22 protein-coding genes and 1 pseudogene are annotated in these 26,807 nt (G+C 32.6%); 9 read left to right on the top strand and 14 right to left on the bottom strand.

Annotated features, from left to right (window positions below; genetic code table 11):
- On the top strand, positions 1 to 501 hold a 501-nt coding region (locus GBO31_RS21235), incomplete at its 5' end, for a cytochrome c biogenesis protein ResB (RefSeq protein WP_219010487.1).
- Complete coding sequence (gene ccsA, locus GBO31_RS27240; RefSeq protein WP_219010486.1) at positions 491 to 2,281, top strand: cytochrome c biogenesis protein CcsA; 1,791 nt, start codon at positions 491 to 493, stop codon at positions 2,279 to 2,281. The genes GBO31_RS21235 and ccsA, both read left to right, overlap by 11 nt.
- A gap of 260 nt (positions 2,282 to 2,541) precedes the next feature.
- Here the strand turns inward: ccsA and GBO31_RS21225 are convergent, their stop codons facing one another.
- The 6 genes from GBO31_RS21225 to GBO31_RS21200 all read right to left on the bottom strand — a co-directional run bounded on the left by GBO31_RS21225 (position 2,542) and on the right by GBO31_RS21200 (position 7,963).
- Positions 2,542 to 2,868, bottom strand: coding sequence for a hypothetical protein (locus GBO31_RS21225; RefSeq protein ID WP_219010485.1), 327 nt, complete (start codon positions 2,866 to 2,868; stop codon positions 2,542 to 2,544).
- Positions 2,869 to 2,945: 77 nt separating this feature from the next.
- Positions 2,946 to 3,275, bottom strand: a complete 330-nt coding sequence (locus GBO31_RS21220) for a hypothetical protein (protein ID WP_219010484.1) — start codon at positions 3,273 to 3,275, stop codon at positions 2,946 to 2,948.
- A 385-nt stretch (positions 3,276 to 3,660) separates the two neighbouring features.
- Positions 3,661 to 4,482 carry an ABC transporter ATP-binding protein gene (locus GBO31_RS21215; RefSeq protein WP_219010483.1) on the bottom strand — a complete coding sequence of 274 codons (822 nt, stop codon included), beginning with the start codon at positions 4,480 to 4,482 and terminating at the stop codon, positions 3,661 to 3,663.
- 14 nt (positions 4,483 to 4,496) lie between these two features.
- Positions 4,497 to 5,360, bottom strand: coding sequence for an ABC transporter ATP-binding protein (locus GBO31_RS21210; RefSeq protein WP_219010482.1), 864 nt, complete (start codon positions 5,358 to 5,360; stop codon positions 4,497 to 4,499).
- Positions 5,361 to 5,373: 13 nt separating this feature from the next.
- Positions 5,374 to 6,468: an ABC transporter permease gene (locus tag GBO31_RS21205; RefSeq protein WP_219010481.1), complete on the bottom strand. Its 1,095-nt coding sequence runs from the start codon at positions 6,466 to 6,468 to the stop codon at positions 5,374 to 5,376.
- 88 nt (positions 6,469 to 6,556) lie between these two features.
- Complete coding sequence (locus GBO31_RS21200) at positions 6,557 to 7,963, bottom strand: CmpA/NrtA family ABC transporter substrate-binding protein (protein ID WP_219010480.1); 1,407 nt, start codon at positions 7,961 to 7,963, stop codon at positions 6,557 to 6,559.
- A 455-nt stretch (positions 7,964 to 8,418) separates the two neighbouring features.
- On the opposite strand from GBO31_RS21200, the gene GBO31_RS21195 reads away from it, so the two are divergent.
- Entirely contained in the window at positions 8,419 to 9,252 is an 834-nt protein-coding gene (locus tag GBO31_RS21195; RefSeq protein ID WP_219010479.1) for a type IV pili methyl-accepting chemotaxis transducer N-terminal domain-containing protein, read from the top strand.
- A gap of 33 nt (positions 9,253 to 9,285) precedes the next feature.
- Here GBO31_RS21195 and GBO31_RS21190 read toward each other — a convergent pair whose 3' ends face one another.
- Positions 9,286 to 9,972: a response regulator gene (locus GBO31_RS21190; RefSeq protein ID WP_219010478.1), complete on the bottom strand. Its 687-nt coding sequence runs from the start codon at positions 9,970 to 9,972 to the stop codon at positions 9,286 to 9,288.
- A 272-nt stretch (positions 9,973 to 10,244) separates the two neighbouring features.
- Between GBO31_RS21190 and GBO31_RS21185 the strand changes: the two genes are divergently transcribed.
- From GBO31_RS21185 to GBO31_RS21160, 6 genes are all read left to right on the top strand, one after another.
- On the top strand, positions 10,245 to 11,546 hold the full coding sequence (locus GBO31_RS21185) for an alginate export family protein (protein ID WP_219010477.1): 1,302 nt from the start codon (positions 10,245 to 10,247) through the stop codon (positions 11,544 to 11,546).
- 180 nt (positions 11,547 to 11,726) lie between these two features.
- Positions 11,727 to 14,243, top strand: a complete 2,517-nt coding sequence (gene nirB / locus GBO31_RS21180; RefSeq protein ID WP_219010476.1) for a nitrite reductase large subunit NirB — start codon at positions 11,727 to 11,729, stop codon at positions 14,241 to 14,243.
- Positions 14,244 to 14,286: 43 nt separating this feature from the next.
- Positions 14,287 to 14,664 carry a nitrite reductase small subunit NirD gene (gene nirD / locus GBO31_RS21175; protein WP_219010475.1) on the top strand — a complete coding sequence of 126 codons (378 nt, stop codon included), beginning with the start codon at positions 14,287 to 14,289 and terminating at the stop codon, positions 14,662 to 14,664.
- A gap of 57 nt (positions 14,665 to 14,721) precedes the next feature.
- Positions 14,722 to 15,306 carry a DUF4202 domain-containing protein gene (locus tag GBO31_RS21170; protein ID WP_219010474.1) on the top strand — a complete coding sequence of 195 codons (585 nt, stop codon included), beginning with the start codon at positions 14,722 to 14,724 and terminating at the stop codon, positions 15,304 to 15,306.
- A 10-nt stretch (positions 15,307 to 15,316) separates the two neighbouring features.
- The gene (locus GBO31_RS21165) at positions 15,317 to 17,134 is read left to right on the top strand and encodes an ATP-binding protein (RefSeq protein ID WP_219010473.1); all 1,818 of its coding nucleotides are present in this window, start codon (positions 15,317 to 15,319) and stop codon (positions 17,132 to 17,134) included.
- 42 nt (positions 17,135 to 17,176) lie between these two features.
- On the top strand, positions 17,177 to 17,551 hold the full coding sequence (locus tag GBO31_RS21160; protein ID WP_219010472.1) for a hypothetical protein: 375 nt from the start codon (positions 17,177 to 17,179) through the stop codon (positions 17,549 to 17,551).
- A 41-nt stretch (positions 17,552 to 17,592) separates the two neighbouring features.
- On the opposite strand, the gene GBO31_RS21155 is transcribed toward GBO31_RS21160, so the two are convergent.
- From GBO31_RS21155 to GBO31_RS21125, 7 genes and pseudogenes are all read right to left on the bottom strand, one after another.
- Positions 17,593 to 18,462: a BadF/BadG/BcrA/BcrD ATPase family protein gene (locus GBO31_RS21155; protein ID WP_219010471.1), complete on the bottom strand. Its 870-nt coding sequence runs from the start codon at positions 18,460 to 18,462 to the stop codon at positions 17,593 to 17,595.
- Between the two features lie 81 nt (positions 18,463 to 18,543).
- The gene (gap, locus tag GBO31_RS21150; protein WP_219010470.1) at positions 18,544 to 19,545 is read right to left on the bottom strand and encodes a type I glyceraldehyde-3-phosphate dehydrogenase; all 1,002 of its coding nucleotides are present in this window, start codon (positions 19,543 to 19,545) and stop codon (positions 18,544 to 18,546) included.
- 42 nt (positions 19,546 to 19,587) lie between these two features.
- Complete coding sequence (gene pfkA / locus GBO31_RS21145; RefSeq protein WP_219010469.1) at positions 19,588 to 20,574, bottom strand: 6-phosphofructokinase; 987 nt, start codon at positions 20,572 to 20,574, stop codon at positions 19,588 to 19,590.
- A 266-nt stretch (positions 20,575 to 20,840) separates the two neighbouring features.
- Positions 20,841 to 21,587: a T9SS type A sorting domain-containing protein gene (locus GBO31_RS21140; RefSeq protein ID WP_219010468.1), complete on the bottom strand. Its 747-nt coding sequence runs from the start codon at positions 21,585 to 21,587 to the stop codon at positions 20,841 to 20,843.
- Between the two features lie 299 nt (positions 21,588 to 21,886).
- Complete coding sequence (locus tag GBO31_RS21135; protein WP_219010467.1) at positions 21,887 to 23,275, bottom strand: alpha-amylase family glycosyl hydrolase; 1,389 nt, start codon at positions 23,273 to 23,275, stop codon at positions 21,887 to 21,889.
- A gap of 23 nt (positions 23,276 to 23,298) precedes the next feature.
- Positions 23,299 to 25,164: a glycoside hydrolase family 13 protein gene (locus tag GBO31_RS21130; RefSeq protein ID WP_343211332.1), complete on the bottom strand. Its 1,866-nt coding sequence runs from the start codon at positions 25,162 to 25,164 to the stop codon at positions 23,299 to 23,301.
- 117 nt (positions 25,165 to 25,281) lie between these two features.
- Positions 25,282 to 26,757: pseudogene (locus tag GBO31_RS21125) on the bottom strand (family 65 glycosyl hydrolase domain-containing protein); the annotation flags it as partial.
- Positions 26,758 to 26,807: the final 50 nt, after the last annotated feature.

Genomic DNA, 26,807 nt, shown 5'->3' with positions numbered 1-26,807 from the left:
ACCATTAAAAACCCTGAAGCCGCCATCAAATTTGCTCTAAAATCGGGAGAAGAAGAACGAGAAATTACAATTTTTGGAGGACCTGGATATATGAATCCTTTTCAGACAATCATTATTAATGGAATCCACTTAAGTATTCGATACGGTTCTAAACCTATACAACTCCCCTTTTCAGTTTATCTTAAAGACTTCATCCTTGAACGTTATCCAGGATCTGACAGTCCTTCTGCTTTTTATAGTGATTTGGAAATACAAGAGAAAAACAACTTCTTTAATTACACGATTTTTATGAATAATGTCTTAAATCATAAAGGTTATAGATTTTTTCAATCAGCATATTTACCTGATGAAAGCGGAACTATTCTATCTGTCAATCGAGACTACTGGGGAACATTGATCACCTATATTGGCTATGGACTATTAGGATTAGGGATGTTATTAAGCCTGTACTGGAAAACTTCTCATTTCGGATTCATTTTAAAATTATTACGTGAAAGATAAGCTCCTATATAGCATGTTGTTGTTTTTGTTTATAACTGTAATTCCTACATGCGGACAACAGCTACACAACTTAGAAAATTACAAGTTGATAGAACGTCAACTTATTACCAAAACACATGCTCAAAAAATTGCAAAGGTTCAGGTTCAGGATTTTCAAGGAAGAATTAAACCAATTAGTACTTTATCCTTGGAATTACTAAGAAAAATACATGGCAGAAGTAGCTTTAAGTACACCGATCAGTATGGTCAAAAAAAACAACTATCTCCTACTCAGGTATTCATGGGGATGCAATACAAACCAGACTCTTGGCAATTATTAGAGTTTATAAAAATTGAAAAAAAAACAATAAACGAACTAAAAAAAGTATTAAAAATAAATAGTTCTGGCTATAGTAGCGCATCACAGTTTTTCGATTTTCAAGGAAACTACAAACTAAAGAAGCTAGTTAATAAAGCATATTCTAAAGCTCCGGGAAAAAGAAATGCTTTTGACAAGGACATCATTAAAATAGATGAACGTATTAATATAGTTTGGGGAGTTTTCAACGGTCAATTCCTTAAGATCTTCCCGAAAAAAAATGATCCTAATCAAAAGTGGTACTGCCCTATTGATTCGGATGCTGATTTTAAAGGAGATGAAGAGCTTTTCTTTAACAAGATAATACCTACCTATTTTGAAGACATCACTTCAGCGATTCAAACTAAAGATTGGACAACACCAGACACAACCTTAGAACTCATTAAAAACTTTCAAAAAAGCAATAGCTCCTCTATTTTACTATCGGAAACCAAAATAAATACAGAAATTTGGTTTAACAACAATCCGGTTTTTTTATGGTGTCTCATAGGTTATTCTTTGTTCGGAACTACTTTACTCCTCTTAAGTTTTTGGCACATATTCAAATACAAAAATTTGATTCTAAAGAAAATCATAAAAACAACACTATTTTTAGTATTCGTTATTTTCATTTTACATGGTATCGGAATCATAATCAGATGGTATATTTCGGGACACGCCCCTTGGAGCAATGGGTATGAGGCTACTATATTCATTGCATGGATAGGAATGCTTGCTGGTTTTATTTTTCAAAAAAACAGCTCTTTTGCTACAGCAGCTTCTTCAATTCTAGCAATTTGCCTTATCGGAATCGCTCATGGAAGTTTAATGAATCCAGAAATTACTAATTTGGTTCCTGTATTAAAATCATATTGGCTTTTAATACATGTTGCTATTATTACCGCCAGCTATGGTTTTCTTGCCCTAGGATCATTGCTATCCTTAATTACACTAATACTAATGTGTTTTCAGACATTCTCCAATTCTTCTGAAACTGAAAAAACAATTATCAAATTAACAAACATTAATCAACTTACTAGTACTATAGGCCTCTATATGCTAACAATAGGAACTTTTTTAGGAGGTATCTGGGCGAATGAATCTTGGGGAAGATACTGGGGTTGGGATCCAAAAGAAACTTGGGCTCTAATCAGTATTGTCATATACTCATTTGTACTACATATTAGGATTATATTTCATAAAAACTACTTATACATATACAATGTCTGCAATTTATTTGCTCTTGGAAGTTTAATCATGACTTTTTTTGGGGTAAACTATTACTTATCTGGATTACATTCTTATGCTAAAGGAGATCCTTTTCCAATTCCAAATTGGATTTATATTATCATCCCAATAACTTTAGTCATTTCAATAATTCCATTGTTTAAAAACAAAATAATATTTCCAAGAATCAAAAAAGCCGGTTATGACTTCTCATAACCGGCAACACAAGAAACACTTAAAGCTACTAGATCTTTAAGGTTTCAAACACTAAATTTTGTGGATATAATCCAAATATCTTTTTAAAAGTTCAGGACACAACCTAAGAGGTTGTATTTTTTTTACTTTGTTTTGTTTTTCTATTAATCAAAAAATAAACTCTGATTATGCAAATATCAGTTTAAATATACCAATATTACACAAACAGAGCTTAAAATTTAATCTTTTTTATAAAAATTATAAACTATAACGTTTTCAATTTACGCTGCTTTTTCAATTCTTCTAAGCAAACCGATTTCTATATATTCAGTTATTTTATCAGCCTTTTCAATTTTCTTAGTATCTATTGGCATCCAACCATCAATTTTAATCATATCGTTTGGATTACTACTAAAGAACATTTCATATTCATAATCTTCAGAATCACCTGGAAGACCATACACATGAGGACTATTCTTTACTTTATCAGTAATTCTATTTTTTACAATCTCAATTTTGGAAGCAAAATTTAAATTTTCTGTATCGCCATTTACTTCAACATCTAAAAATTCAGTTATAGCTTCAGTGATTAATTCATTTACATTCATAAGTCATTTTTTTTGGGTTCATATTTACATTTATAGTTTACATTGAATTTCAGTGTACACAAATTGCACTTTATCAATTAACTCAATGAACTACCTATCTTTCTTAATAGACCAATTTCTATATATTCGTTTATTTTATCAGCCTTTTCAATTCTATCTGTATCGATTGGAATCCAACCATCAATTTTAATCATGTCATTTGGATTACTACTAAAAAACATCTCATATTCGTATCCTTTCATTCCATTTACCATACCGTAAGAATCAGGACTGTTTTTAACCTTATTAGTAATACGTTTCTTTACAATTTCTATTTTAGAAGAAAAATCCAGATTTCCAGTATCTCTATGCACTTCTACATCTAAAAATTCTGTAATCGATACCGTAATTAACTCTTCAATATTCATATTTCTCTTTTATTTTACGAAAAAATTATTTAACCCCTATTTTTTTAGGGTTATTTTAAATTAAAAGTGGTTTTTATCATTCATACCCCCTTAAAAACAATACAAATCTATGTATAAAACAAATAAAAAAACAAATTGACCCTAAAAAATTAAGGGTTTATGTTGAATAATTACATTTTAATAAAAAAAAGCTATCATAAATTATCTTTTTTACAATCTTACATAGAAAAAATCAGGAGTTATAAAGACGCCACAAAGAATAAAATTGATTATTTAGATCAAAAATGATCAGAAACAATACAAAAACACCTCGCATAATGCCAACTTTAGACACTATGCGAGGTATTCAAACTAACGATTATTTTATGCTAACTTCCTAAAAAGTTTAATGCTCTAAGAAATCAATCAAATGTTCTCTATATTTATAATAATCTGGATGCTCCAAAACATCTTTTCTTAAACGAGGTCTTTCAAAATCTATTTCTAAAATATCTCCTACTTTTGCTCTTGGCCCGCTAGTCATCATAATTACTCGGTCTGCCAGAAAAATAGATTCGTCAACATCATGTGTAATCATTATGGCAGTAATTTTTTCCTGATTCCATACTTCAATAAGCACATCTTGTAACTCTCCACGTGTAAGAGAATCCAGCATCCCAAAAGGCTCATCTAATAACAAAACCTTAGGTTTTAAAGCAAATGCTCTGGCAATTCCAACTCTTTGCTGCATCCCTTGTGAAAGTTCTTTTGCCTTTTTATACATAGCATCCTCAAGCCCTACTTTAGACAAGTAATACTTTACAATATCATCCCTATCCTTTTTAGTTCCGTGTGCAAAAACCTGCTTAACTCCTAACATTACATTATCATAAGCAGTCATCCATGGTAATAAACTAGGTGATTGGAATATCACACCTCTATCTGGCCCTGGTCCTCTTACCGTTTCATTATTCGCTATGATTGTACCTCTAGAAATAGGATTTAGACCAGCTATCATAGTAAGCAACGTAGACTTTCCACAACCAGAATGACCGATGATAGATATAAACTCTTCGTGTTTTACTTTTAAATCTAGATCATCTAAAACTACATAATCTCCTTTTGGCGTAGGATAAATTTTAGTAAGTTGAGAAATATCTAACATGTATTTATCCTCAAACAAACCATTATCCGATCTTCTTATTCCCTTCTGTTCTAATGTCTCCATAATTCGTTTGTTTTTTAACTAAAACTTAATCTTCTAAAAGGCGTTGGCTTGATTACCGGCTTAATATCAGGTAACGTATAGTCATTACTTTTCTTTGAAGCTCTTTGTTCTCCGATTTGGATCAGATACTCCATAATTCCATTTCGCAGTTTTTTATACTCCTCATTATGATTAAGAGCAGTTTTATTTCTTGGTCGCTCTAGATTTATTTTATACTCAGGTCCTAAAGTAGCCTTGGGACCTGGTTTTAATGGTATTATTCTATCAGCCATGAGTATACCTTCATCTACATCATTTGTAATAAGCAAGGCTGTTTTTTTATCTTTATTCCAGATATTAAGGATTTCTTTTTGCAAATTACCTCTAGTTAAAGCATCCAATGCACTTAATGGTTCATCCATTAAAATAACATCAGGGCTCATAGACAAAGCTCTGGTTACAGATACTCGTTGTCTCATTCCTCCAGAAAGTTCTTTTGGCAATTTTCCAATAGCTGGCGAAAGATTTACCATTTCTACATATTCTTCCACCCTTTTATTACGATCCTTTTTAGTCATTTTTTTAAACGCCTCTTTAACCGCCATTCCAACGTTATTTCTAACATTTAACCATGGCAATAACGAATAATTCTGAAAAATCACACCACGTTCGTGACTAGGTCCTGTAACAGGTTTTCCTTTAAACAAAACCTCTCCTTCATCTGGCATCAACAGACCAGATATCAGATTAATCAATGTTGTTTTTCCACTGCCAGTAAAACCTACAATCGCTACAAATTCACCTTCCTCAATCTCTAAATTAATATTAGATAATACCTCTGTTCTATCTTTTCCTGTTCCAAAAGACTTGGAAACGTTTCTTAATTCTATGTATGCCATAACTTGTTTTTTTTTAAGCCGCAGCTTCTTCAGTAAAGGTTACAAACTTTTGAACAGTAAACATTAATCTATCCAATAAAAAACCGATAATTCCAATCACAAACATTGCCGCTATAATTTTAGCATTCGAATCATTAGCTCCATTCTGAAATTCTTCCCAAACAAAAGTTCCTAAACCAGGACTTTGAGAAAGTAATTCAATTGCAATTAAAACCATCCAAGCAACAGAAACTGTAATTCTAAGACCTGTAAAAATTAACGGAAATGATGATGGCAAAACTATTTTAAATACTTTTTGACCTACGCCTAAGTTCAGAACTTTAGCAACATTGATATAATCTTTATCTACTGTCGAAACTCCTAAAGTTGTATTTACTAATGTAGCCCACATTGCACATAAACCTACAGCAATAAAAGAGATAATAAAAGACACATCTCCGTTATAGCTAAGTGTCATAGTTTTTACAATCATATACACTAATAAAAACCAAACAACAGGTGAAACCGGTTTGAATATTTGGATTAACCAATTAAAAGAAGATCGCAAAGTACTACTTAAGCCTAATATAATTCCAACAGGAACCGCTAAGAAAAGTGCTAAAAAGAAACCAGCAAAAACAGTTTTCAAACTAGTAAAGATCTGATCCACAAATGATGGTCTACCTGTATATGTTATTGGCTCTAAACCTTGTTCTTCACGCTTCGCATTAGTAGCAGCTACTTTTTCTTTAAAAGCAGCTTTTTTAGCCGTAATACTTCTGTGATCTGCCAACAATGTTTTAAATGCTGCTAAAACAGCTCCTGGAGAAGGCAACGAATTAATTGAAGATTCTCCTGTTTCAATTCTTTTAAGCTCAAGAGCTACTCCTGCATCTCCTGATGCTTCTTTTGCTCTTTCTATTTTAAAATCTTTCTCAACATTATACAAATAACTAGCTCCTGCATGCCATAAAACCAAAAACAAACCTACCGACAAAACAGGTAAGAAAACTTTTTTTAGTAAAGCAATTAAATTCTTCTTAGTCTCTTCTCCTGCAGCTAATCTAATCGCAGGTTCAAAAAACCCTAATCCTACAAAATTCAAAATATGAATAGATCTATCTTTCATGTCATTTAATTTATTGCTCCCCAACTACTATCTCCAAATTATGTTTTGTGTCAGAGAATATTTGATTGTTTTGTTATTCAACTTACTTTTATTTCTCTATACTTGAAACACCTTCGACATTTTCTTTATTTCCAATTCCGAAACTATTGATATACCCAATAGGATCTTTAGCATCAAACTTATTTCCATCAATAAAATCAGTAGTTGCCGGCTTATAACCATCTGTTTTTGGTAGTTCAGAAGCTTCTAAATGTCCATCTGCAACTAACAAGTTTGCTGCTTTAGTCCAAATATCTGGACGATAAATATCTTTGATTGTCTTCTCATACCATTCTGCAGGCTTACTTTCTGGAATCTGCCCCCAACGTCTCATTTGAGTTAAAAACCATATACCATCAGAATAGAATGGATATGTTGCATCATATCTATAGAATACATTAAAATCAGGCATCTCTCTCTTATCTCCTTTTTCAAACTCAAATGTTCCAGTCATAGAATTTGCTAATACAGCTTCGTCTGCTCCAACATATTCTGGCATTGATAATATTTTTACTGCCTCTGCACGATTTCCTGGAGTATCTAACCATTTACCAGCTCTTATTAGTGCTTTAGTAACTGCTGTGGCTGTATTAGGGTATTGCTCCACGAATTTTTTAGTCATTACAAATACTTTTTCTGGGTTGTTTTTCCAGATATCATAATTAGTAGTTACGGGAACACCGATACCTTTAAATACTGCTTGTTGATTCCATGGCTCACCTACGCAATACCCATATATCGTTCCTGCTTCTAGTGTTGCTGGCATTTGCGGTGGTGGTGTTACTGATAAAAGCACCTCAGCATCAATTTGTCCTTGAATATTATCTTTAGAATACATTCCAGGATTAATTCCTGCAGCAGCTAACCAATAACGTATTTCATAATTATGAGTTGAAACTGGAAATACCATTCCCATCTTAAAGGCTTTACCTTCATTTTTGTAAGATTCAATCACTGGCTTTAACGCTTCAGCAGAAATAGGATGTATAGGCTTACCATCTTCACCTTTTGGAACATTTGGTTTCATTTTAGACCAAACATCATTGGATACTGTAATTCCATTACCATTTAAATCCATAGAGAAAGGTGTTACCAATTCAGCTTGTCTCCCAAAACCAGCTCCAGCAGCAATAGGTTGACCTGCTAACATATGAGAACCATCTAATTGACCATCAATAACTCTATCCAATACATTTTTCCAATTAGACTGCGCTTCTACCGAAACAAAAAGACCTTCGTCCTCAAAAAAACCTTTTTCCTTTGCAATCGCAAGAGGCGCCATATCTGTTAACTTAATAAAACCAAAAGTTAACTGAGGTTTCTCAATGGTTAGTTTTGAAGACTCCTCTTTTACTTCCGTTTCACTTGAAGCAATTTCTTTCTTCTTTTCTCCTCCGCAGGACAACATAACCAAAGCAGTTAAGAAAATCCCTATTTTAAAATTCATTGTTTTCATAATTTGATTTTTGAAAATTCAGCTAATAGAATACAACAAAATTAAGTATAAATACTTACTAAAAAAGTTTTGAAACAAAAAAATACGTATTTTTAGTATTAATTACGTATTTAATAATTTAGCATCTTCTAGATTGAATTATTGATAAAAGGAATGGGTGAAAATTGTAAATATCATTCAGATTTAAAACATACAATTCACAATGTTTTGATAATCAATATTTTAACTGTATTGCAGTATTTTTAATACGGTTTATCCTTAATTGAGCATATTCTATTTTCTACCAAAAAAAACTACGTACTAAATATTTGGTTTTCTCAAAAAAAAATAAGTATTTTCGTACTAAATTTCCTCAAACCGTAAACAATTTTCTTCGTAATTGTGCAATACAATTTGACCCAAGATCATACCATATTATAGCACAACAATGTATAATTTCATTAAAAAAATTATTTATGAAAAAAAGAACAACTAAAACCTTGCTAGCTATTTTTGTTATGTTTTTCACATATACTTACGTAAGCGCGCAATCCAATAGTTTTGGTTCTATTACCTACGCCAAAGCGATAAACGTATCTGGAAAACAACGAATGCTTTCGCAGAAAATCTCGAAAGCTTATTTATTAATGGCAAAAGGAATCAACGATCCTTCTATAAAAAAAGAACTAAACTCTAGTAAGTTTATATTTGAAAAACAGCTTCAAATTTTAACCAAAAACGCTAGCAGTTCTTCTACTAAACTATCGCTTAAAAAAGTACAAACCTTATGGAATGATTTTAAATCAATTATTTCAAGTACTCCAGATGTACAAAACTCCCTACGTATAGTAAAAACAAATACAAACTTATTAAAAGCTTGTAATGATGTTGTAATCAGTATAGAAAATAGTTACAACTATAACAATCAATTTTTCCAGAATAAAAACAAGGATTTCGCTAAAACCATAAACATTTCTGGTCGACAGCGTATGCTATCACAAAGACTATGTCTTTACTATACGGCAGCTACCATGTTTCAAGGAGAAGGGCCTGAATTTAAAAAAATACTAAGCGAAACTTATCAGAAATTTGATACTACTATTGGAGAATTATTGATTAGCAGCTATAACAGTACTGAGATTGAGGAAGAATTAGGAGTAGTTATGTCTTATTGGGAAAAATTTCAAACCAACCAAAGAGGTCTATTAAATGGCGAATTCCCTTTAGAAGAGATGTTTACCACTACAAATCAACTAACAAAATCATTTAATAAAATAACCGGCTTATATGAAGGTATCGCTAACAACTAATATTGTTTTATAATTTAAAAAATATACTAAAAGTCAGGGAATCATATTGTATTCTCTGGCTTTTTTACTTAATTCTAATACATTTTTAACCCCCATTTTTTTCATTAAATTAAAGCGATGAACCTCTGTTGTTCTTTTACTAATATTTAATTCTAAAGCAATATCTTTATTAGTCATACCAGAAACTGCTAGTTTCAGGATTTGATTTTCTCTTTTTGTAAGATCAAAAGGATTACCCTTTTCCTTTTTGACTTGTGGTTCTTGTTGTATTTCTCTTTCTCCTAGTTTACTTTCTCCTGATCTATTTAAAAGATTTTTAACCAAAATAGATGACACATCACCACTAAAATACTTATTACCTTTACTAACAGTAGATAATGCTTTTAAAAACTCTTCTTTACCTGCATCTTTTAACAAATAACCATCAGCACCTGCGTTTATTGATTGTAATATATACTCATCAGAATCATGCATGGATAACATAATAGACTTTGAAGACACAGCCAACTCTGTTAACCTTTCCACTGTCTCTATACCAGACATCTCAGGCATCCTTATATCACATATTACAATATCTGGTTGTAAGGATTGCACTAAATCAATAGCATCTCTACCATTAGAAGCTTCTCCAATAACTTGATACTGCTGTTCCTCTTCCAAAAGAGAGCGAATTCCATCTCTTACCAAAAAGTGATCGTCTACTAATACAATACTTACCATATATTTTTTAAAATACTTAATTTATACTTACGTAATTAAACTGTCAAAAAGCCTTCTTTTACTCAAAGATATGAATAATTCAAAAATCACTTCCTGAAATTGACAATCTGCGAAATAAAAATACGTATTTTTATCTAAAAAACACAATAAATATAAGTATTAATACTTAGTTTTGAAATGTTCAATTAATATATCAGCTAATAGGATTAATTGAAAAGAAGATAATCATATGGGACCATTCTATGCTCTCATATCAAACAAAATTTTAAGTAATGAAAAATAGGTTACATTTATTGATACTACTATTCGTAGTAGTATTTAACGTAAACGGACAAGAACTAAGTATAGATGCTATGGTTCGCCCTCGTTTCGAATATCGTCATGGTTTTCAAGATGTTGCACCTGAAGATGTGGAAGGGTCTGCATTCGTATCGCAACGCTCCGCATTACTCGTAAAGTATAGCAGCACAAAAATTACTACTTTTTTAGATTTACAAAGCACTAGTGTATGGGGAGATAGGCCTCAACTTTCGACCGCAGTTGATCAAGGAAATGGTGGGTTTAGAGTTAACCGTGCATGGGCCTCAATTTCTTTTGGTGGTGGATGGTCAACTAAAGTTGGACGTCAATTCTTAAGTTATGATGACCAACGTATTTTAGGTGCTCTAGGATGGGCCGATCAACAAAGAACTCATGATGCAGCCTTGATACGTTATAAAAACTCTAGTCTAAAATTAGATGTTGGTTTTGCATTTAATCAGAACGGAATTAGCAATTTTGGCAATGTTTTCCAACCATCAGGTGCTGGACAACCTGTGTTTCAGTACAAATCGTTGCAGTTTCTACACTTAAACAATAAATTCAGTGAATCATTTTCAGGAAGTTTTCTTTTCCTAAATAATCAGTTTCAAGCTCTTGATGGAACTGGAGCTGCTATAGATCGGTTTATTTCTAGGCATACTACTGGGGTTTATAGTAAATACAAAAAAGGTGCTTTCGGTTTAGATGGTAGCTTTTACTATCAATTTGGTGATTTTACAGAAACAGTAAGTATTGGCGCTTACCAAGCGATGCTGAATCTTACATATAAACCAGGTAAAACCTTATTTGGTATCGGGGCTGAAATTTTAAGCGGTAACGATCCTGATACTGCAGATAAAACGGAAGCTTTTTTCCCACTTTTCGGAACTAATCATAAGTTCAACGGTTTTCAGGACTTCTTTTATGTAGGTCGTCATGCGAACAATGGTGGATTATTAGATTTAAATGCTAAAGCTGTATTTAAGCTTGCTGAAAAGTCAACATTACTAACAAAAGTACATTACTTTTCTGGTTTAGAAGACGCAGCGTTTAATGGAGCTTCATATGAATCCGGTGCATATGGCACTGCAGTTGATTTAGTTTTTACTCAAAAAATCACTCCATACGCTAAATTGAATGTAGGGTATTCTCAATCTTTTCTTAATGACGACTTTGCAAATGCAAGAGCAGGTGGAGAAGCAGACAGTATACAAAATTGGGGATGGGTTATGTTAACCGTAAATCCAAATTTATTTAAATGGAAAAAACCATAAGAATAATAATTCTCAATATTCACTTTAGTATTGAGTTATTCACTAAAACCTGCGAAATGATTTTTGCAGGTTTTTTTATGGATTATTTCGAAATTCTCAATTTCAACTACTTATAATTACGTAATTCTTATTAATAAAATACGTATTAATACTTAATTTTGAACTTTAAATACGTAACTAATGAAGAAGGTAGTAGTAATAGGTAACGGAATGGTAGGTTATAAGTTTTGTGAAAAATTTGCAGCCTCAGAAAAATTTAATGACTATAAGCTAATTGTATTCGGAGAAGAACCAAGGCGAGCTTATGATAGAGTGCATTTAAGCGAATTCTATGATGGAAAGACAGCAGAAGATTTGAGTATGTCAACTGCCACTTGGTATGAAGAAAATAATATTGATCTGCATATTTCCGAAATGATTACGGAAATTAATAGAGAGCAAAAAACAGTTGCTAATCATCGTGGTGATACCTATTCTTATGACTATTTAGTTTTAGCTACAGGATCTTCTGCCTTTGTCCCACCTATAGAGGGAGTTGACAAGGAAGGGGTTTTCGTATACCGAACTATTGAAGATTTAGAAGCCACTGAGGCTTATGCTAAAAAGTTAAAGACTCAAGGAAAAACACAAGCTGCAGTTCTTGGAGGAGGTTTATTAGGTTTGGAAGCTGCAAATGCTGTAAAGAATCTAGGACTTAACGCGCATGTTGTAGAGTTTGCACCAAGACTGATGCCAAGACAATTAGATAAAGGTGCAAGTGATATGTTACAAGCCAAAATTGAAAGTTTAGGCTTACAAGTGCATTTATCTAAACAAACAAAGTTTATACAAGGAGCAAAAGCTATCGAAGGATTGCAGTATATAGATGATACTGAATTAAAGGTCGATATGTTAGTGGTTTCTGCTGGTATAAGACCACGAGATGAAGTTGCTAGAGAAGCTGGCTTAGAAGTAGGAACTCGAGGAGGTATTTTGGTTAATCAAAAAATGCAAACTTCTGATGAGCATATATATGCTATTGGAGAGTGTGCATTACTGAATAGTATGATCTATGGTTTGGTTGCTCCTGGTTATGATATGGCCGAAGTAGCTGTTAATCAAATAACCGGTGGTAATAATGAAATGCCAGAGTATATTGATATGTCAACGCAATTAAAATTAATTGGTACAGAAGTAGCTAGTTTTGGTGATGCGCTAAACGAAGCCAAAAAAGAAGTTGACGAGATTATCTACGAAAACAAGCGTAAAGGTGTCTATAAAAAAATCAACGTGTCCAAAGACGGCACAAAATTATTAGGAGGAATTTTAGTTGGTGACTCATCTGATTATAACTCCTTATTTCAAATATATATTAATGGAATGAAACTTCCTGAAGAACCGGAAGATCTAATTCTTGGAAGCAGAGGAGGCGATGGCGATGGTTTGCTTGGAGATGTTATGGACTTACCTGATAGTGCACAAATTTGTTCTTGTGAAAGTGTTACTAAAGGGCAAATTTGTGGAGCTATTGAAAGCGGAGAAGCTAATGATCTGGGGGATGTGATATCTTGCACTAAAGCCGGTACTGGATGTGGTGGTTGCAAACCAATGGTAAAAGATTTGGTAAATGCCACATTAAAATCATTAGGAAAAGAAGTAAAAGATATTATTTGTGAGCATTTTGATTACAACCGACAAGAACTTTATGACATCATTAAAGTAAAAGGATATAGAACTTATGATGAAGTTCTAGATGCATACGGTAACGGTGATGGATGTGAAGTGTGTAAACCGGTAATAGCTTCCATCTTAGCAAGCTTATACGCAGATACGGCAAATGAAGAAATAGCAATTCAGGATTCTAATGATCGTTTCTTAGCAAATATCCAACGAAATGGGACATATTCTGTAGTTCCAAGAATTCCAGGAGGTGAAATAACTCCAGAAAAACTAATCGTTCTTGGTCAAGTAGGAAAAAAATATGATTTATACACCAAAATAACAGGAGGACAACGAGTTGACTTTTTTGGTGCTCGATTAGATCAATTACCATTGATATGGAAAGATCTAATTGATCATGGTTTTGAAAGTGGACATGCGTATGGGAAATCACTTAGAACTGTAAAAAGTTGCGTGGGATCTACCTGGTGTAGATACGGAATGGATGAAAGTGTGAGTTTTGCCATTGAATTAGAAGAAAGGTATAAAGGATTGCGTTCGCCACATAAAATTAAAGGAGGTGTATCCGGCTGTATTCGTGAATGTGCAGAAGCAAGATGTAAAGACTTTGGTGTTATTGCGGTAGAAGGAGGATGGAATTTGTATGTATGTGGAAATGGTGGTGCTAATCCTAGACACGCTGAATTATTAGCGGAACAAATAGATAATGAAACTGTAATTAAATACATAGATAGATTCCTAATGTATTATATAAGAACTGCTGCTCCATTAGAAAGAACAGCAAAATGGTTGGATAATCTAGAAGGTGGTATCGAATACCTAAAAGAAGTTGTTGTAAACGATAAATTACAGCTAGCTGAAGAATTAGAAAAAGAAATGGAAAAGTTGGTTGACTCATTCCAATGTGAATGGACTCAGGCAATACAGGATGAGGAAATAATGAAACGTTTTAATCATTTTGTAAATAGTGATGAATCTGATGACAATCTAGTATTCGTGCCACTAAGAGATCAAAAAATGCCTCAACAATGGAAATAAGGACTCCATAGTTTGGTCTAACAAAGTATTAAAAATAGTAAGTATGGAAGAAATTTTAGAAGTATATAAAACTACCACTGTAGAGAATGTAAAAGTATGGTTTGAAGCTGCAAAAGTGGAAGATTTTCCAAAAAACGGTGGAGCGTGCATTAAATATAAAGAAAAGCAAATAGCTGTTTTTAATTTTGAGAGAAAAAATGCTTGGTATGCCTGTCAAAATATTTGTCCTCACAAAATGGAGATGGTTCTCAGTAGAGGGATGATAGGCGACCAAGCAGGAATTCCCAAAGTTGCCTGCCCTATGCATAAAAAAACATTTTCTTTAGAAAGTGGTGAAAATCTAAATGGAGATTTAGCTCCTATAGCAACATACCCTGTAAAAATTGAAAATGGTGCCGTCTTTATTGGCTTTGAAGAATAATAGATATTAGTTATAAAAGCCTTACATTAGCAAGTATTCTAATAATAGTTTACTTTTATGCCAACCACAAGATTAGACCAAGCATTCTCAATTATTGATGAATTAAATGCTAAAGATCCGAATACAGAAAATGTTAATGGAGAATTTATAGCTAAGGAATTGATTTATGGACAACGAATGAGTGCAACGCTTTCTCAATTCGTAAAAGAACCTTCTGAGGCGTTGCAAATAGCAGCTAGAGCACAACATATCTGTAGGTGGGAAATCCCTCGTGATCAATATCCAATGGATCGAATTGGTTATTTAAAGTGGCGAGAAGAACTTAAAAAATTTCATGCTGCTAAGGCTTCAGAAATTATGTTAAATGTCGGATATGATCAAGAAACTATGGATCGAGTTTCTTTTTTAATACAAAAAAAGAAGCTTAAGAAAGATGAAGGTACCCAAGTTTTAGAAGATGTTATATGTCTAGTATTTTTAGAATTCTATTATGCAGATTTTTTTGAAAAACATTCTTCAGAAAAAGTAATAGATATATTGCAAAAAACTTGGAGAAAAATGTCTAAAAAAGGTCAAGAAGCAGCCTTAAAATTATCATTTTCCGAAAATGGATTAAAATTGATTCAACAAGCGATCGGTTAATTTTGTTGTATTGAATAAATTAGAGTCATTAGATCTTCAAACATTTAATCGCCTAAGTAAAATTTATATTATTGCTCTAGGCGCAATTGCTCTTTTTACTATTGGAGGGCAGTTTTTTATTCAACGATATCTTAATTCTCAAATTGATGATTCTAAAATTATAAATATTTCTGGTAGACAACGAATGCTAAGTCAGAAACTTACCAAAGAGTTGTTGTTACTTAGTAATACTACAAATGCCACCGCTAAAAAAAGATATCTCAATGATCTCGAGGCTACAATAAATCTCTGGAAAACATCTCATGAAAGACTAAGAAGATATAATGATTCTATTCCAAAAGGGAAAAATGACAGCACCGAAATAAAGCGAATGTTTTTAGTGTTACAGCCCTATTTCGAGACCATTTATGAAAACAGTATCCAAATAATAGCGTTGGCTAAAAATGATTCGACACATGATGAAGTCTTAACCCCATATCTAAACAATGTTATCTTTAATGAGCCTCTTTTTCTGAAACAAATGGATGCTATCGTATTTAGATATGAAAAAGATGCTCAGGAAAAGATTTCAAGTCTTAAGAGAATTGAATATGTACTCTTCGGATTAATTATTTTAATCCTAATTTTCGAGTTCTTCTTATTGTTCAGACCTGTGGCGTTAAGTATTAAAAAGACCATCTTTGATCTTTTGATATCTCAAAAAGATGCAACAGATATGGCTGAAAATGCCGAAAAACTAAGAAAAACTCAAAATGAAAATGTACAAGAACTCATTTCCCTTACAAAAGCATTAGACCAAACATTATTATATGCCAGAGTTAATGAACAAGGCATAATTAAGAATTTGGGAGAACGGTTTGGAAAAGTACTTAATGTAGATCAACAAGCTGACCAAAAAAACCTTGTAGAACTTATGAATTTAAGTGAACTACAAGCGAATAGACTTTTACTTTTAATTTCACAAAATAAAGGTGGTGTTTTTAATGAAGAATTTGAATTTGTAACTAGTAATGGGCAAAAAATTTGGTTAGATATTTCTATTCTTAACGTGTTTAAACAGTCTGGTAATAGTGAAAGATTAGTGCTCTGTTCTGATATCTCTAAAAGAAAGGAAGCTCAATTAGAAATCAAAAGATTAACCGATTTAGAATATCAACAAAAAGAAGAATTACAAAAATCAAATGCTAGTCAAATTGTCGAAGCGCAAGAAGAAGAAAGAAAACGAATTGCCAAAGAGATTCATGATAGTATTGGTCAGATGCTTACCGCACTGAAATTCAATATAGAATCCATAAATACAGATAATATTGAAAAAACAAATCAAAAGATCGAAGGGCTAAAAAAATTATCTAAAGATCTAATTTTAGGGATCCGAACAGCTACTTTTAATCTTACTCCACCAGAATTGAAGGATTATGGTATTAGTATTGCGCTTCAGAAAATGGCAAAGGAACTTACTAAACTAACTAGTAAAAATATTATCCTTGAAGACAATTCAAATACTGAAATACGTTTCGATTCTCTAGTTGAAACTAATCTATACAGAGTTACTCAGGAAGCAGTAAATAATGCTATCAAATATGCAAATTCTGATTATATTCTCATTACAATAAATAGTTCTGAATCCGTTTTAAGTATTAGTATTGAGGATAACGGAAAGGGATTTGACCTAAGTAAAATTCCAGAGAAGCCAAAAAATAATGCAGAAGGTGGAATGGGATTGTTTTTTATGAAAGAAAGAATGAATTATATTGATGGTAGAATTTTTATAAGTAGTTCTCCTCAAAAAGGAACAAGAATTACTCTGAATTACAATTTTAATAAATAAATTATATACTTTTACCGCATAATTATTCCCCAAATATAAAGAGTGAAAACAAGTAAGGAAAATACAAAATATTTAATGAATTGGGATTCCAAAAGAATTTGGAAGGAAGAGACTATTAGCAAAGAGTTCGTTAAATATTTAAAGGAAAAAGAGGTTAAAAAATTAATCTCAGATAACACAACTCAATTAGGTATTATTTCCGAAAGAGATGTGATCGATTGGATTGAAAAAGATGAAAATGAAAGCTTTTGGCATAATGAAATGAAAAATCATATCTGCGAAAAAATAATCAAAGATGATGATGATTATTTTGTAGGTTGTGACTATGAAGATTTCAAAGGATCCTACTTTTTTGTAGCGAGTTTATGGAAAATGGAAAAAGGAGAAAATTTGATAATTTTAGAACATTATCATTAATTCCTCCTTTTTATTTTTAAACAATCTTAGTACGTAGTACGCTATACCTTGTTTGGATTCTTTTGAATTACATCGTTTCTGTAATAATCAATAATCCCATCGATTGGTCTTCTTACTATATTTCCTACGGTTAAATGGTAAGGCCATACCGCTGCTCGAATAATATCCTCACTAAAATGTGCAATAGACCCTATAAAGTGTACGGGGACATTTTGTGCTTCAGGAAAACCAAGTACTCTGGTTTCTACAAATTCTTGGATTCCTTCCGTTATGATTTTATAAAAGTAACCATTTCGCTCACTTGTAAAAATAAACTCTGCAAATGACGCCAAATAGGTGTTAGGATTTTCCTTTTTATATAAATTTTCTTTTATCGTATCAGAAGAAAGGTCAAAACGTTTTTCAAATTCTGCTGCAACCTCAGGCGGCATTCTTTTATAGTAATAATCTCTTATTAATCTTTTACCAAAATAATTTCCACTGGCTTCATCCATTAAAATATAACCTAATGAATCTACAGCCATATGTATATTATCTCCGTCGAAATAACAACTATTAGAGCCAGTTCCTAAAATACAAACAATACCAGGTTCTGTAGTTGCGGCATACACAGCAGCAACCATATCTTCTCTTACGATGACATCAGCATTTACAAAAAAGTCCTCAAACACTTTTTTTAGCATCGCAGCGGGTTTTTCGGTACCACACCCTGCACCATAAAAGTGAACTGCTTCAATTGTTGTACTATGTTCGGTTAACTCTGCATTAGCTCGAACTCTTTTTTCTAACAAAGACTTCTCGAATACAGCAGGATTCAATCCTTCTGTACGCGTTTTAAACACGATCTCTCCAACGTCATCTAGGAGAATCCAATCGCACTTGGTAGAACCACCGTCAGCTATTAAAATCATTTGAAAAAAATTTGTTGTGTGTGTCTAAGAAAAAAAGCCCCGATTACATTGCGAAATCAGGGCAATATAATTTATTACTCCTTATAGATTACCTACATAGGATGAAAGATCTACTAATTTAGATGAGTATCCAAACTCATTATCGTACCAAGATACTAACTTAAAGAAGTTATCATTTAAAGCAATCCCTGCACCTGCATCGAAAGTAGAAGTATGCTCTTCTCCTACGAAGTCCTGAGATACTACATCTTCATCTGTATACGCTAGAACTCCTTTCAACTCATTTTCTGCAGCTTTTTTAACAACAGCTTTAAGCTCATCATAAGATACAGATTTCTTTGTTTTTACCGTAAGATCTACCACAGAAACATCAGCAGTTGGAACTCTAAAGGCCATTCCAGTAAGTTTTCCGTTCAATTCTGGTATCACTTTTCCTACTGCTTTTGCAGCTCCAGTAGATGATGGTATAATATTATTTAGAGAAGAACGACCAAGTCTAAAGTTCTTCTTAGAAGGCGCATCCACTACTGCTTGTGTTGCAGTAGACGCGTGTACTGTGGTCATCAACCCTTCTTCTATTCCAAAATTATCATTGATTACTTTAGCCAATGGAGCTAAGCAATTTGTTGTACAAGATGCATTAGAAACAATGGTATCTGTAGGTTTTACTTCGCTATGATTTACTCCCATTACAAACATAGGTGCATCTGCAGAAGGAGCAGAAATTACTACTTTCTTAGCTCCAGCTTTAAGGTGAGCACCAGCTTTATCTAAAGTAGTAAAAATCCCTGTACAATCCATTACTACATCTACTCCAGCAGCATCCCACTTTAATTCTTCAGGGTTTCTTTCAGCAGTTACTCGAATTGCTTTCCCATCTACTATAAGTTTTCCATCTTCTACTGCTATGGTACCATCATACTTTCCGTGAACGGAATCATACTCTAACAAATATGCCAAATGATTTACATCTAACAAATCGTTAATAGCTACTATTTCTACATTCTCGCGTTTAGAAGCAATTCTAAATGCAATTCTTCCAATTCTACCGAAACCGTTAATTCCAATTTTTAACGTACTCATACTTAATAATTTAGTTGTTTTTGATTTAAAACGTGGTTATATTTAAACTGAAGTTATATCAGCTACTTTAATTAATCTATCGTGTTTATGTGTTCTTTTTCCTAAAGCGGTAGCCAATGGTACGATAGTTACCTGCTTATGCACAATTCCTATCATTACTTTACTTTTTCCTTCTAGCAAAGTCTCCACAGCTCCTACTCCTAATTTACTGGCCAAAACTCTATCATAACAGCTTGGAGCGCCACCTCTTTGTATATGACCAAGAACAGAAACTCGCACTTCATAATCTTCTAAATTTTCTTCGACGTATTCACCTAATTCGAAAATATTTTTTCCAGATTTATCTCCTTCAGCTACGACTATTATACTAGATGTTTTTCCTGTTTTTTTACTTTTCTTTAAAGATTCAATAAGACGATCAACTCCCATATCCTCTTCTGGAATTAAAATCTCTTCTGCTCCTGCTCCAATTCCTGCATTTAAAGCAATATCTCCAGCATCTCTTCCCATAACCTCGATTAAAAACAATCTATTATGTGAACTTGCTGTATCTCTTATCTTGTCTATAGCTTCTACTACTGTGTTTAATGCAGTATCATATCCAATAGTATAATCTGTACCGTTGATATCATTATCAATAGTTCCAGGAATTCCAACAACTGGAAAATTAAACTCTTCTGATAATTTTAAAGCTCCAGTAAAACTTCCATCTCCTCCAATTACGATTAAAGCATCTATGTTATTTTTAATTAGGTTATCATATGCCTTTTTTCTTCCTTCCTCAGTACGAAAATCATTAGAACGTGCTGATTTAAGAAACGTTCCTCCCTTGTTTATAATATTTCTTACCGAACGTGCATTTAGTTTTTCCATTTCATTATGTATAAGACCTTCATAGCCTTTATACACACCAAAACAATCTACTTCATAATAACTACATGCACGAACAACTGCTCTTATAGCAGCGTTCATTCCTGGAGCATCTCCTCCAGAAGTAAGTACCGCGATATTTTTAACTTTCTTTGTCATTGAAGCCAAATCTATTGTTATTGATCGCAATAACCTAATTTGCTCAAAATCTAAAACGTTTTCGGTTAATAAATTCAGTAATTACTGACAAAAAAGGTATGGTTTTAACATATTTATAGGGATAATGTTAAGGAATAAGTAAAAGTTCAAAATGGTTCAAATATCATTTTATTTCCTTTAGAATTATTACAAAACTAAAAACGACCTATTTTCATAAGTCGTTTTTCTAAAATTTCAATAGTAAAACTAAAAATACTCTAATGAAATTACTTTGTGAACTGTTTTGTGATTACGCCGTCGGTTGAGGTATATGTTTTTAAAATATAATTCCCTTTTGGAAATTTTTTAATATCAATTGCATTAGAATGATATGTTCCTAATAGTTTAGAGTTCAAATTATAGATTTCATGTTTTTCAATTCTTCCTTTATACTCAACTCTAATGATATCACTACCAGGATTTGGAAACAACTTATAGCTATCCAAAGTTGCTTCAGTTTCTATTTTAAAAGTATCATCTTGAGGTAAGGCATCTCCTTCTTTCCCAAAAGCTCCAGAGAAAATAGTACCCGCTTCATTGCTATTTATTCTTGTAGGGGAACAATCTTCCATTTCAATTCCAGTCCAACGAATTACCCAATCTCGATCTTTAGCCGTACTTGCTCTTAAAGGATTTGGAAAATTAAGAGATCCTACTGTTGGTAAATCTGAAGGAGCATCTGTCCATCTCAAGTATACCCTGAAACCAGTAGGTGTAACATTATATATAGAAGGTACACCTGAAATATACCAATGGAATCCTTTATTACTAATAGATTCTAATGTTACTAAATAATGTGGTGTCGTTGTAAATCCACAGGACTTCGTATCTACATCTACATAAATTCCTGTTGTATTATAATCCACCCAGTCACTTGGCGATGTTACTCCTTGACCAATCTTAATTTGAGCATTTACAATTGAAAGATTAAGAGTTAAAAAGCAAATAAATAATAGTGTTTTAAGAGTTTTCATAATTAAAATGAATTTTTAATGGTTAGAAATAATTGATTTATACAAATCTTATACTCTAAATTATCGAAATACTCTTTTATTTTCTTGTGGCATTGCCTCAATTATAAGGGAAATTTCCCTTAATTAATTATAAAATAACTCTTCCGCATAAAACTCTCCAATTCATAACTTTTATTTTAAATTGATTTGTATTACAATACTATATATTACAATTTAGAAACTTGGATACAACTATTATTTAAAACAAAAAAAAGCAGTGCTTGTAAAAACACTGCTCTAATAATTAAGATTATATAATTTTATTGTTCAATCAAAATCAAGTACTGCCAAGGATCTAATTCATACTCTTGTCCTTTTGCTCCACTTATGTATTCTCCAGAAAGGTAATCCTTAAATTTTCCTTCATATTCTGCTGTAAACTTCACCGATTCTTTCGTCATATTTGCTACAAAAACCACTTTATTATTTTCTTTTTCTCTTTTAAAGACTAACACCTTATCATCTTCCGAAGTTTTTATCCTTTTGTAAGAAGCTGCTTTCTTCCCTCCATTTAAAGCAGGATTTTCATTTTTTAGCTTTCCAAGTTTTTCATATAAAGGATAGAACACACCTTTCTTTTTGATAATAGTATCTTTTTCAAAGAATAGTAAACGTTTATCCATATCATATTCTTGACCTGAATATATCAAAGGCATTCCAGGCGCAACATAGGAAAGAGCAGCAAACATTTCTTTGGCATCTCCCATTCTTTCTTGTACTGTTCCATTCCAAGAATTTTCATCATGATTAGAAGTAAAGTTCATCAATATATCATCTGCCGCATACATAGAATCTACTTGCTTCATTCTTTTATCCCAGGCAGCAACTGTATTTTCTGCTTTTGCAATATGATTCATCACATGATGCGTATCCCATCCATATCCCATATCAAATGCATTTTCCATTAATTCTGGTTCCCATCCTTCTGCCAACATAAATACTGGTTTTATTTTCTTAAGTTCCGCTACAGTAGATTCCCAAAAATCAACTGGCACCATTCCTGCTACATCACAACGAAAACCATCAACTCCTTCTTCTTGAATCCAATATTTCATTGCTTTTAGCATTTCTGCTCTCATCTCATTATTATCATAATTAAGATCTGCTACATCGGTCCAATCGGTTCCAACGGTATGTGTAATTTCTCCTTTATCATCTTTCGTATAAAAATCTGGATGCTCTTTTAACCATACATGATCCCAACCTGTGTGATTCGCTACCCAATCTAATACTACATAAATACCATTCTCGTGAGCCGTCTTTACTAAATCTCTAAAATCCTCTATAGTTCCGAATTCAGGGTTCACTTTTGTATAATCTGAAATCGCATAATAACTACCTAAAGAACCTTTACTTTTCGTAGTAGAAATTGGATATATTGGCATCACCCATAGTACTTTTACTCCTAAGTTTTTCAAAGATGGGATATCTTTTGTAAATGCTTTGAAGGATCCTTCTTCTGAATATTGCCTAATATTTGCTTCGTAGATCACAGCACTCTCCATCATAGCATCACTAACAGGTGCTAATTTTTTGTTTACCTCTTCTTTAATCGGCTCATCTACCGTTATGGCAACTTCTTCTTTTTTTGTCTTTCCACAAGAAAGTATCATACTTGCTAAGAAAAGACAGAAAATTACTTTTTTCATTCGTTATTAGTTTAGTTTTTGATTTATTGTTGTAATGTAAGTATCATGGATGTTCTAGAAGATATTGTAATATTTTCTGTTACATCAATCGTATTATCTGTAATAATATCTTTTCCTATTTTGAAATCTTTTAGACCTTCTTTAAATCTAGTAATATCCAATTCTTGAGATTCGGAGTTATTATTAATAATTACCATTACACTCTCCTTTTCTGTATATCGAAAGTATACATACACATTATTAAAAGGTATATACTGTAATAACTTTCCACTATGAATCGCATCACTGCTTTTTCTCCAATTCAATACTTTTTTAGTAAAAGCATGAAAAGCTTCTTCATCACTAGTTCTTCCGTCTATTTTTCCTTTTACTTTTTCTGAAATAAAAGCACTCCTTTTATCACCTGACCAACCACCAGGAAAATCTCTACGAATATCTCCATCTCCTTTTTTATCTCGATTACCTAACATCCCAATTTCATCTCCATAGTATATCTGAGGTATCCCTCTTGTAGTAAATATAAGAGTCATCGCCATTTTATATTTATTGATATCACTTTGATAAATCTCATTAATTCTATTGGTATCATGATTTCCAGCAAAAAGTAATAGATTATTAATATCGGGATATAAAAAGTCATTCGTAAAATTGTCATAAGCGCGAATCATTCCTTTATCCCAAGAGTTTCCTTCTTCATGAAACATTACCATAATTGCATCATGTAGTGTAAAGTCCATTACAGATGGTAAATGAGAATTAAAACCATCAATTGCTCCTATTTTACTATCCTTTTGCCAATAGGCCATTTGTGCTTGATCGTGCATCCAAACCTCTCCAACGATATTAAAATTTGGATATTCTTCCATAATTGTTTTAGTCCATTGTGCTATTCCTTCTTTATCATTATAAGAATAGGTATCTACTCTGAATCCATCCAAATCTGCATATTCAATCCACCAAATTGCATTCTGAGTGATATAGTTAAGAAGTAATGGATTACTTTGATTCATATCAGGCATGGTGGTATCAAACCATCCATCCATACATCCTTTAGCATCTACTTTAGAGGCATTGATATCAAATTGAGTAGTCATTCTATAATTACTTCTTCTAAAACCTTCTGGCCATTGATGAATCCAATCTTTAGTGGGTAAGTCCTTAATCATCCAATGCTTTGATCCCCAATGATTGGTAACATAGTCCATTATAAGTTTCATATCAAGCTTATGCATTTCTAATGCCAGTCTTTTGTAATCTTCATTCGTTCCATATCTTGGATCAATTTTATAAAGATCACTTTGTGCATAGGTATGATAGGAATACACGGGCTCGTTGTCTTCCAATAATGGTGTACTCCAAATAGCAGTAGCTCCTAAATCATTAATGTAATCTAGATGATCGATAATTCCTTGAATATCTCCTCCATGACGTCCGCCTGGATTAGAACGATCTGCTTTCTCTGCAGTATCTTTATGTGAATCATTAGCCATATCCCCATTTGCAAATCGATCAGGCATGATCAAATACATAACATCACTACTATCAAATCCTTTTCGATCCGCAGAACCTTCTCTTCTTGCTTTAAGCTCGTATGCCTTCGAGAAAGCTATTTTATCATTTTTCTTAAAATCCAAAGTAATCTGACCTGGTTTAATACCTTTGGTATCGATGGTTACGAAAAGATAATTTTGGTTTTCAGTTTTGGTAATATCCAATACGCTCACATCTTTACTTTCTATATCGTATGATGCTATTTGTTTTCCATAGCACATCAGTTGTAGCTCACTAGATTTCATACCACTCCACCAAAAAGGAGGTTCTATTTTTTCTATTTGCCCATAGGTTAAAGAAACAATTAACCCAAAGAGCACTATTAATAAGTTCTTCACGGTTGTAATTTTGATTTGTTTTATTTATACTATCAATTCTAAATGGAAGAATTGAATTAAATACCCCAAAAACCTTAAGCCTTTGGGGTATTTATAATTTCATTAAGTGATAATGGGTTAAACACTCATTAAACGATTGGGAGAAATGGTAAACTCTTTACCATCTACGTATATTAATAAGTCTTTGTCTCCTTCTAAACTAAATGTAGTTCCTTCTTGAGAAACATTTACTTTTAAGATACTTTGTCTAAAATTAACATTGAAAGTATACCCTTTCCATTCTTTAGGAATTCTAGGTGTAAAAGATAGTCTATCGTTTTTAACTCTTAGACCACCAAAACCTTCCACGATACTCATCCAAGTACCTGCCATACTTGTAATATGGAGTCCTTCTTCAACTTCCTTATTATAGTCATCAAGATCCAATCTAGAAGTTCTAAGATAAAAAGTATATGCCTGATCCATTCTATCTAAAGCTGCAGCTTGTATACTATGTACACAAGGAGAAAGCGAAGATTCATGTACTGTAAAAGGTTCATAAAAATCAAAATGACGCTCTAGTTCTTCTTTAGTAAAGTGATCTTCGAACATATAGAAACCTTGTAATGTATCTGCTTGCTTAATATATGGAGATCTTAAGATCCTATCCCAACTCCACTTTTGGTTAATTGGTCGTTGAGATTTGTCCAGATTTTCAACAGTTATTAACTCTTTATCCAAGAAACCATCCTGTTGTAGATATACTTGATGCTTTTCTGAGTATGGGAAAAACATTTTTTCAGCAACCACCATCATCTGATCAATTTCTTTCTGATCTAGATTTGCTTTTTCCATTATCCTATCATAGTCAGCTTTATAATCTGATTTGACTTTCTCAATATTTTCAACGCAATACTCTATACACCATTTTGCTAAATAATTAGTATACCAATTATTATTGATGTTGTTTTCGTATTCATTAGGTCCAGTAACACCAAGAATTACATATTTTTCCTTGTCTGTTGAAAAAGTCGCTCTTTGATGCCAGAATCTTGCTATAGCAATCATAACCTCTAATCCCATTTCTGGAATATAGCTATAATCTCCTGTATAACGTAAGTAATTATAAATAGCAAATGTCATCGCACCATTTCTATGGATTTCTTCAAAGGTAATCTCCCATTCATTATGACATTCTTCTCCATTCATAGTTACCATTGGATACAAAGCAGCTCCATTGGTAAAACCAAGTTTTTCTGCATTTTCTATGGCCTTTTCTAAATGATTGTATCTATATTTTAATAAACTACGAGCAACTTGCTGATTTTTCGTAGCCATATAGAATGGAATACAATATGCTTCAGTATCCCAATACGTACTTCCTCCATATTTTTCTCCAGTAAATCCTTTAGGCCCAATATTTAATCGAGCATCTTTCCCTAGGTATGTTTGGTTTAACTGAAATATATTAAAACGTATTCCTTGTTGGGCTTTCACATCACCATCTATCACAATATCGGCCATCTCCCATATTCTTGACCAAGCTTTCTTTTGCAAATCCAATAGTGCGTCAAAACCTGATTCCGAAGCTTGCTTAAGAACAGCTGCACTTGCAGAGGCGATATCGCTTGCTTAAGAACAGCTGCACTTGCAGAGGCGATATC

It is taken from the genome of Aquimarina litoralis (assembly GCF_019295435.1).
Classification (GTDB): Bacteria; Bacteroidota; Bacteroidia; order Flavobacteriales; family Flavobacteriaceae; genus Aquimarina; species Aquimarina litoralis_A.
The sequence above is the reverse complement of the archived record's forward strand: the minus strand, read 5'-3'. Positions and strand labels throughout refer to the sequence as shown.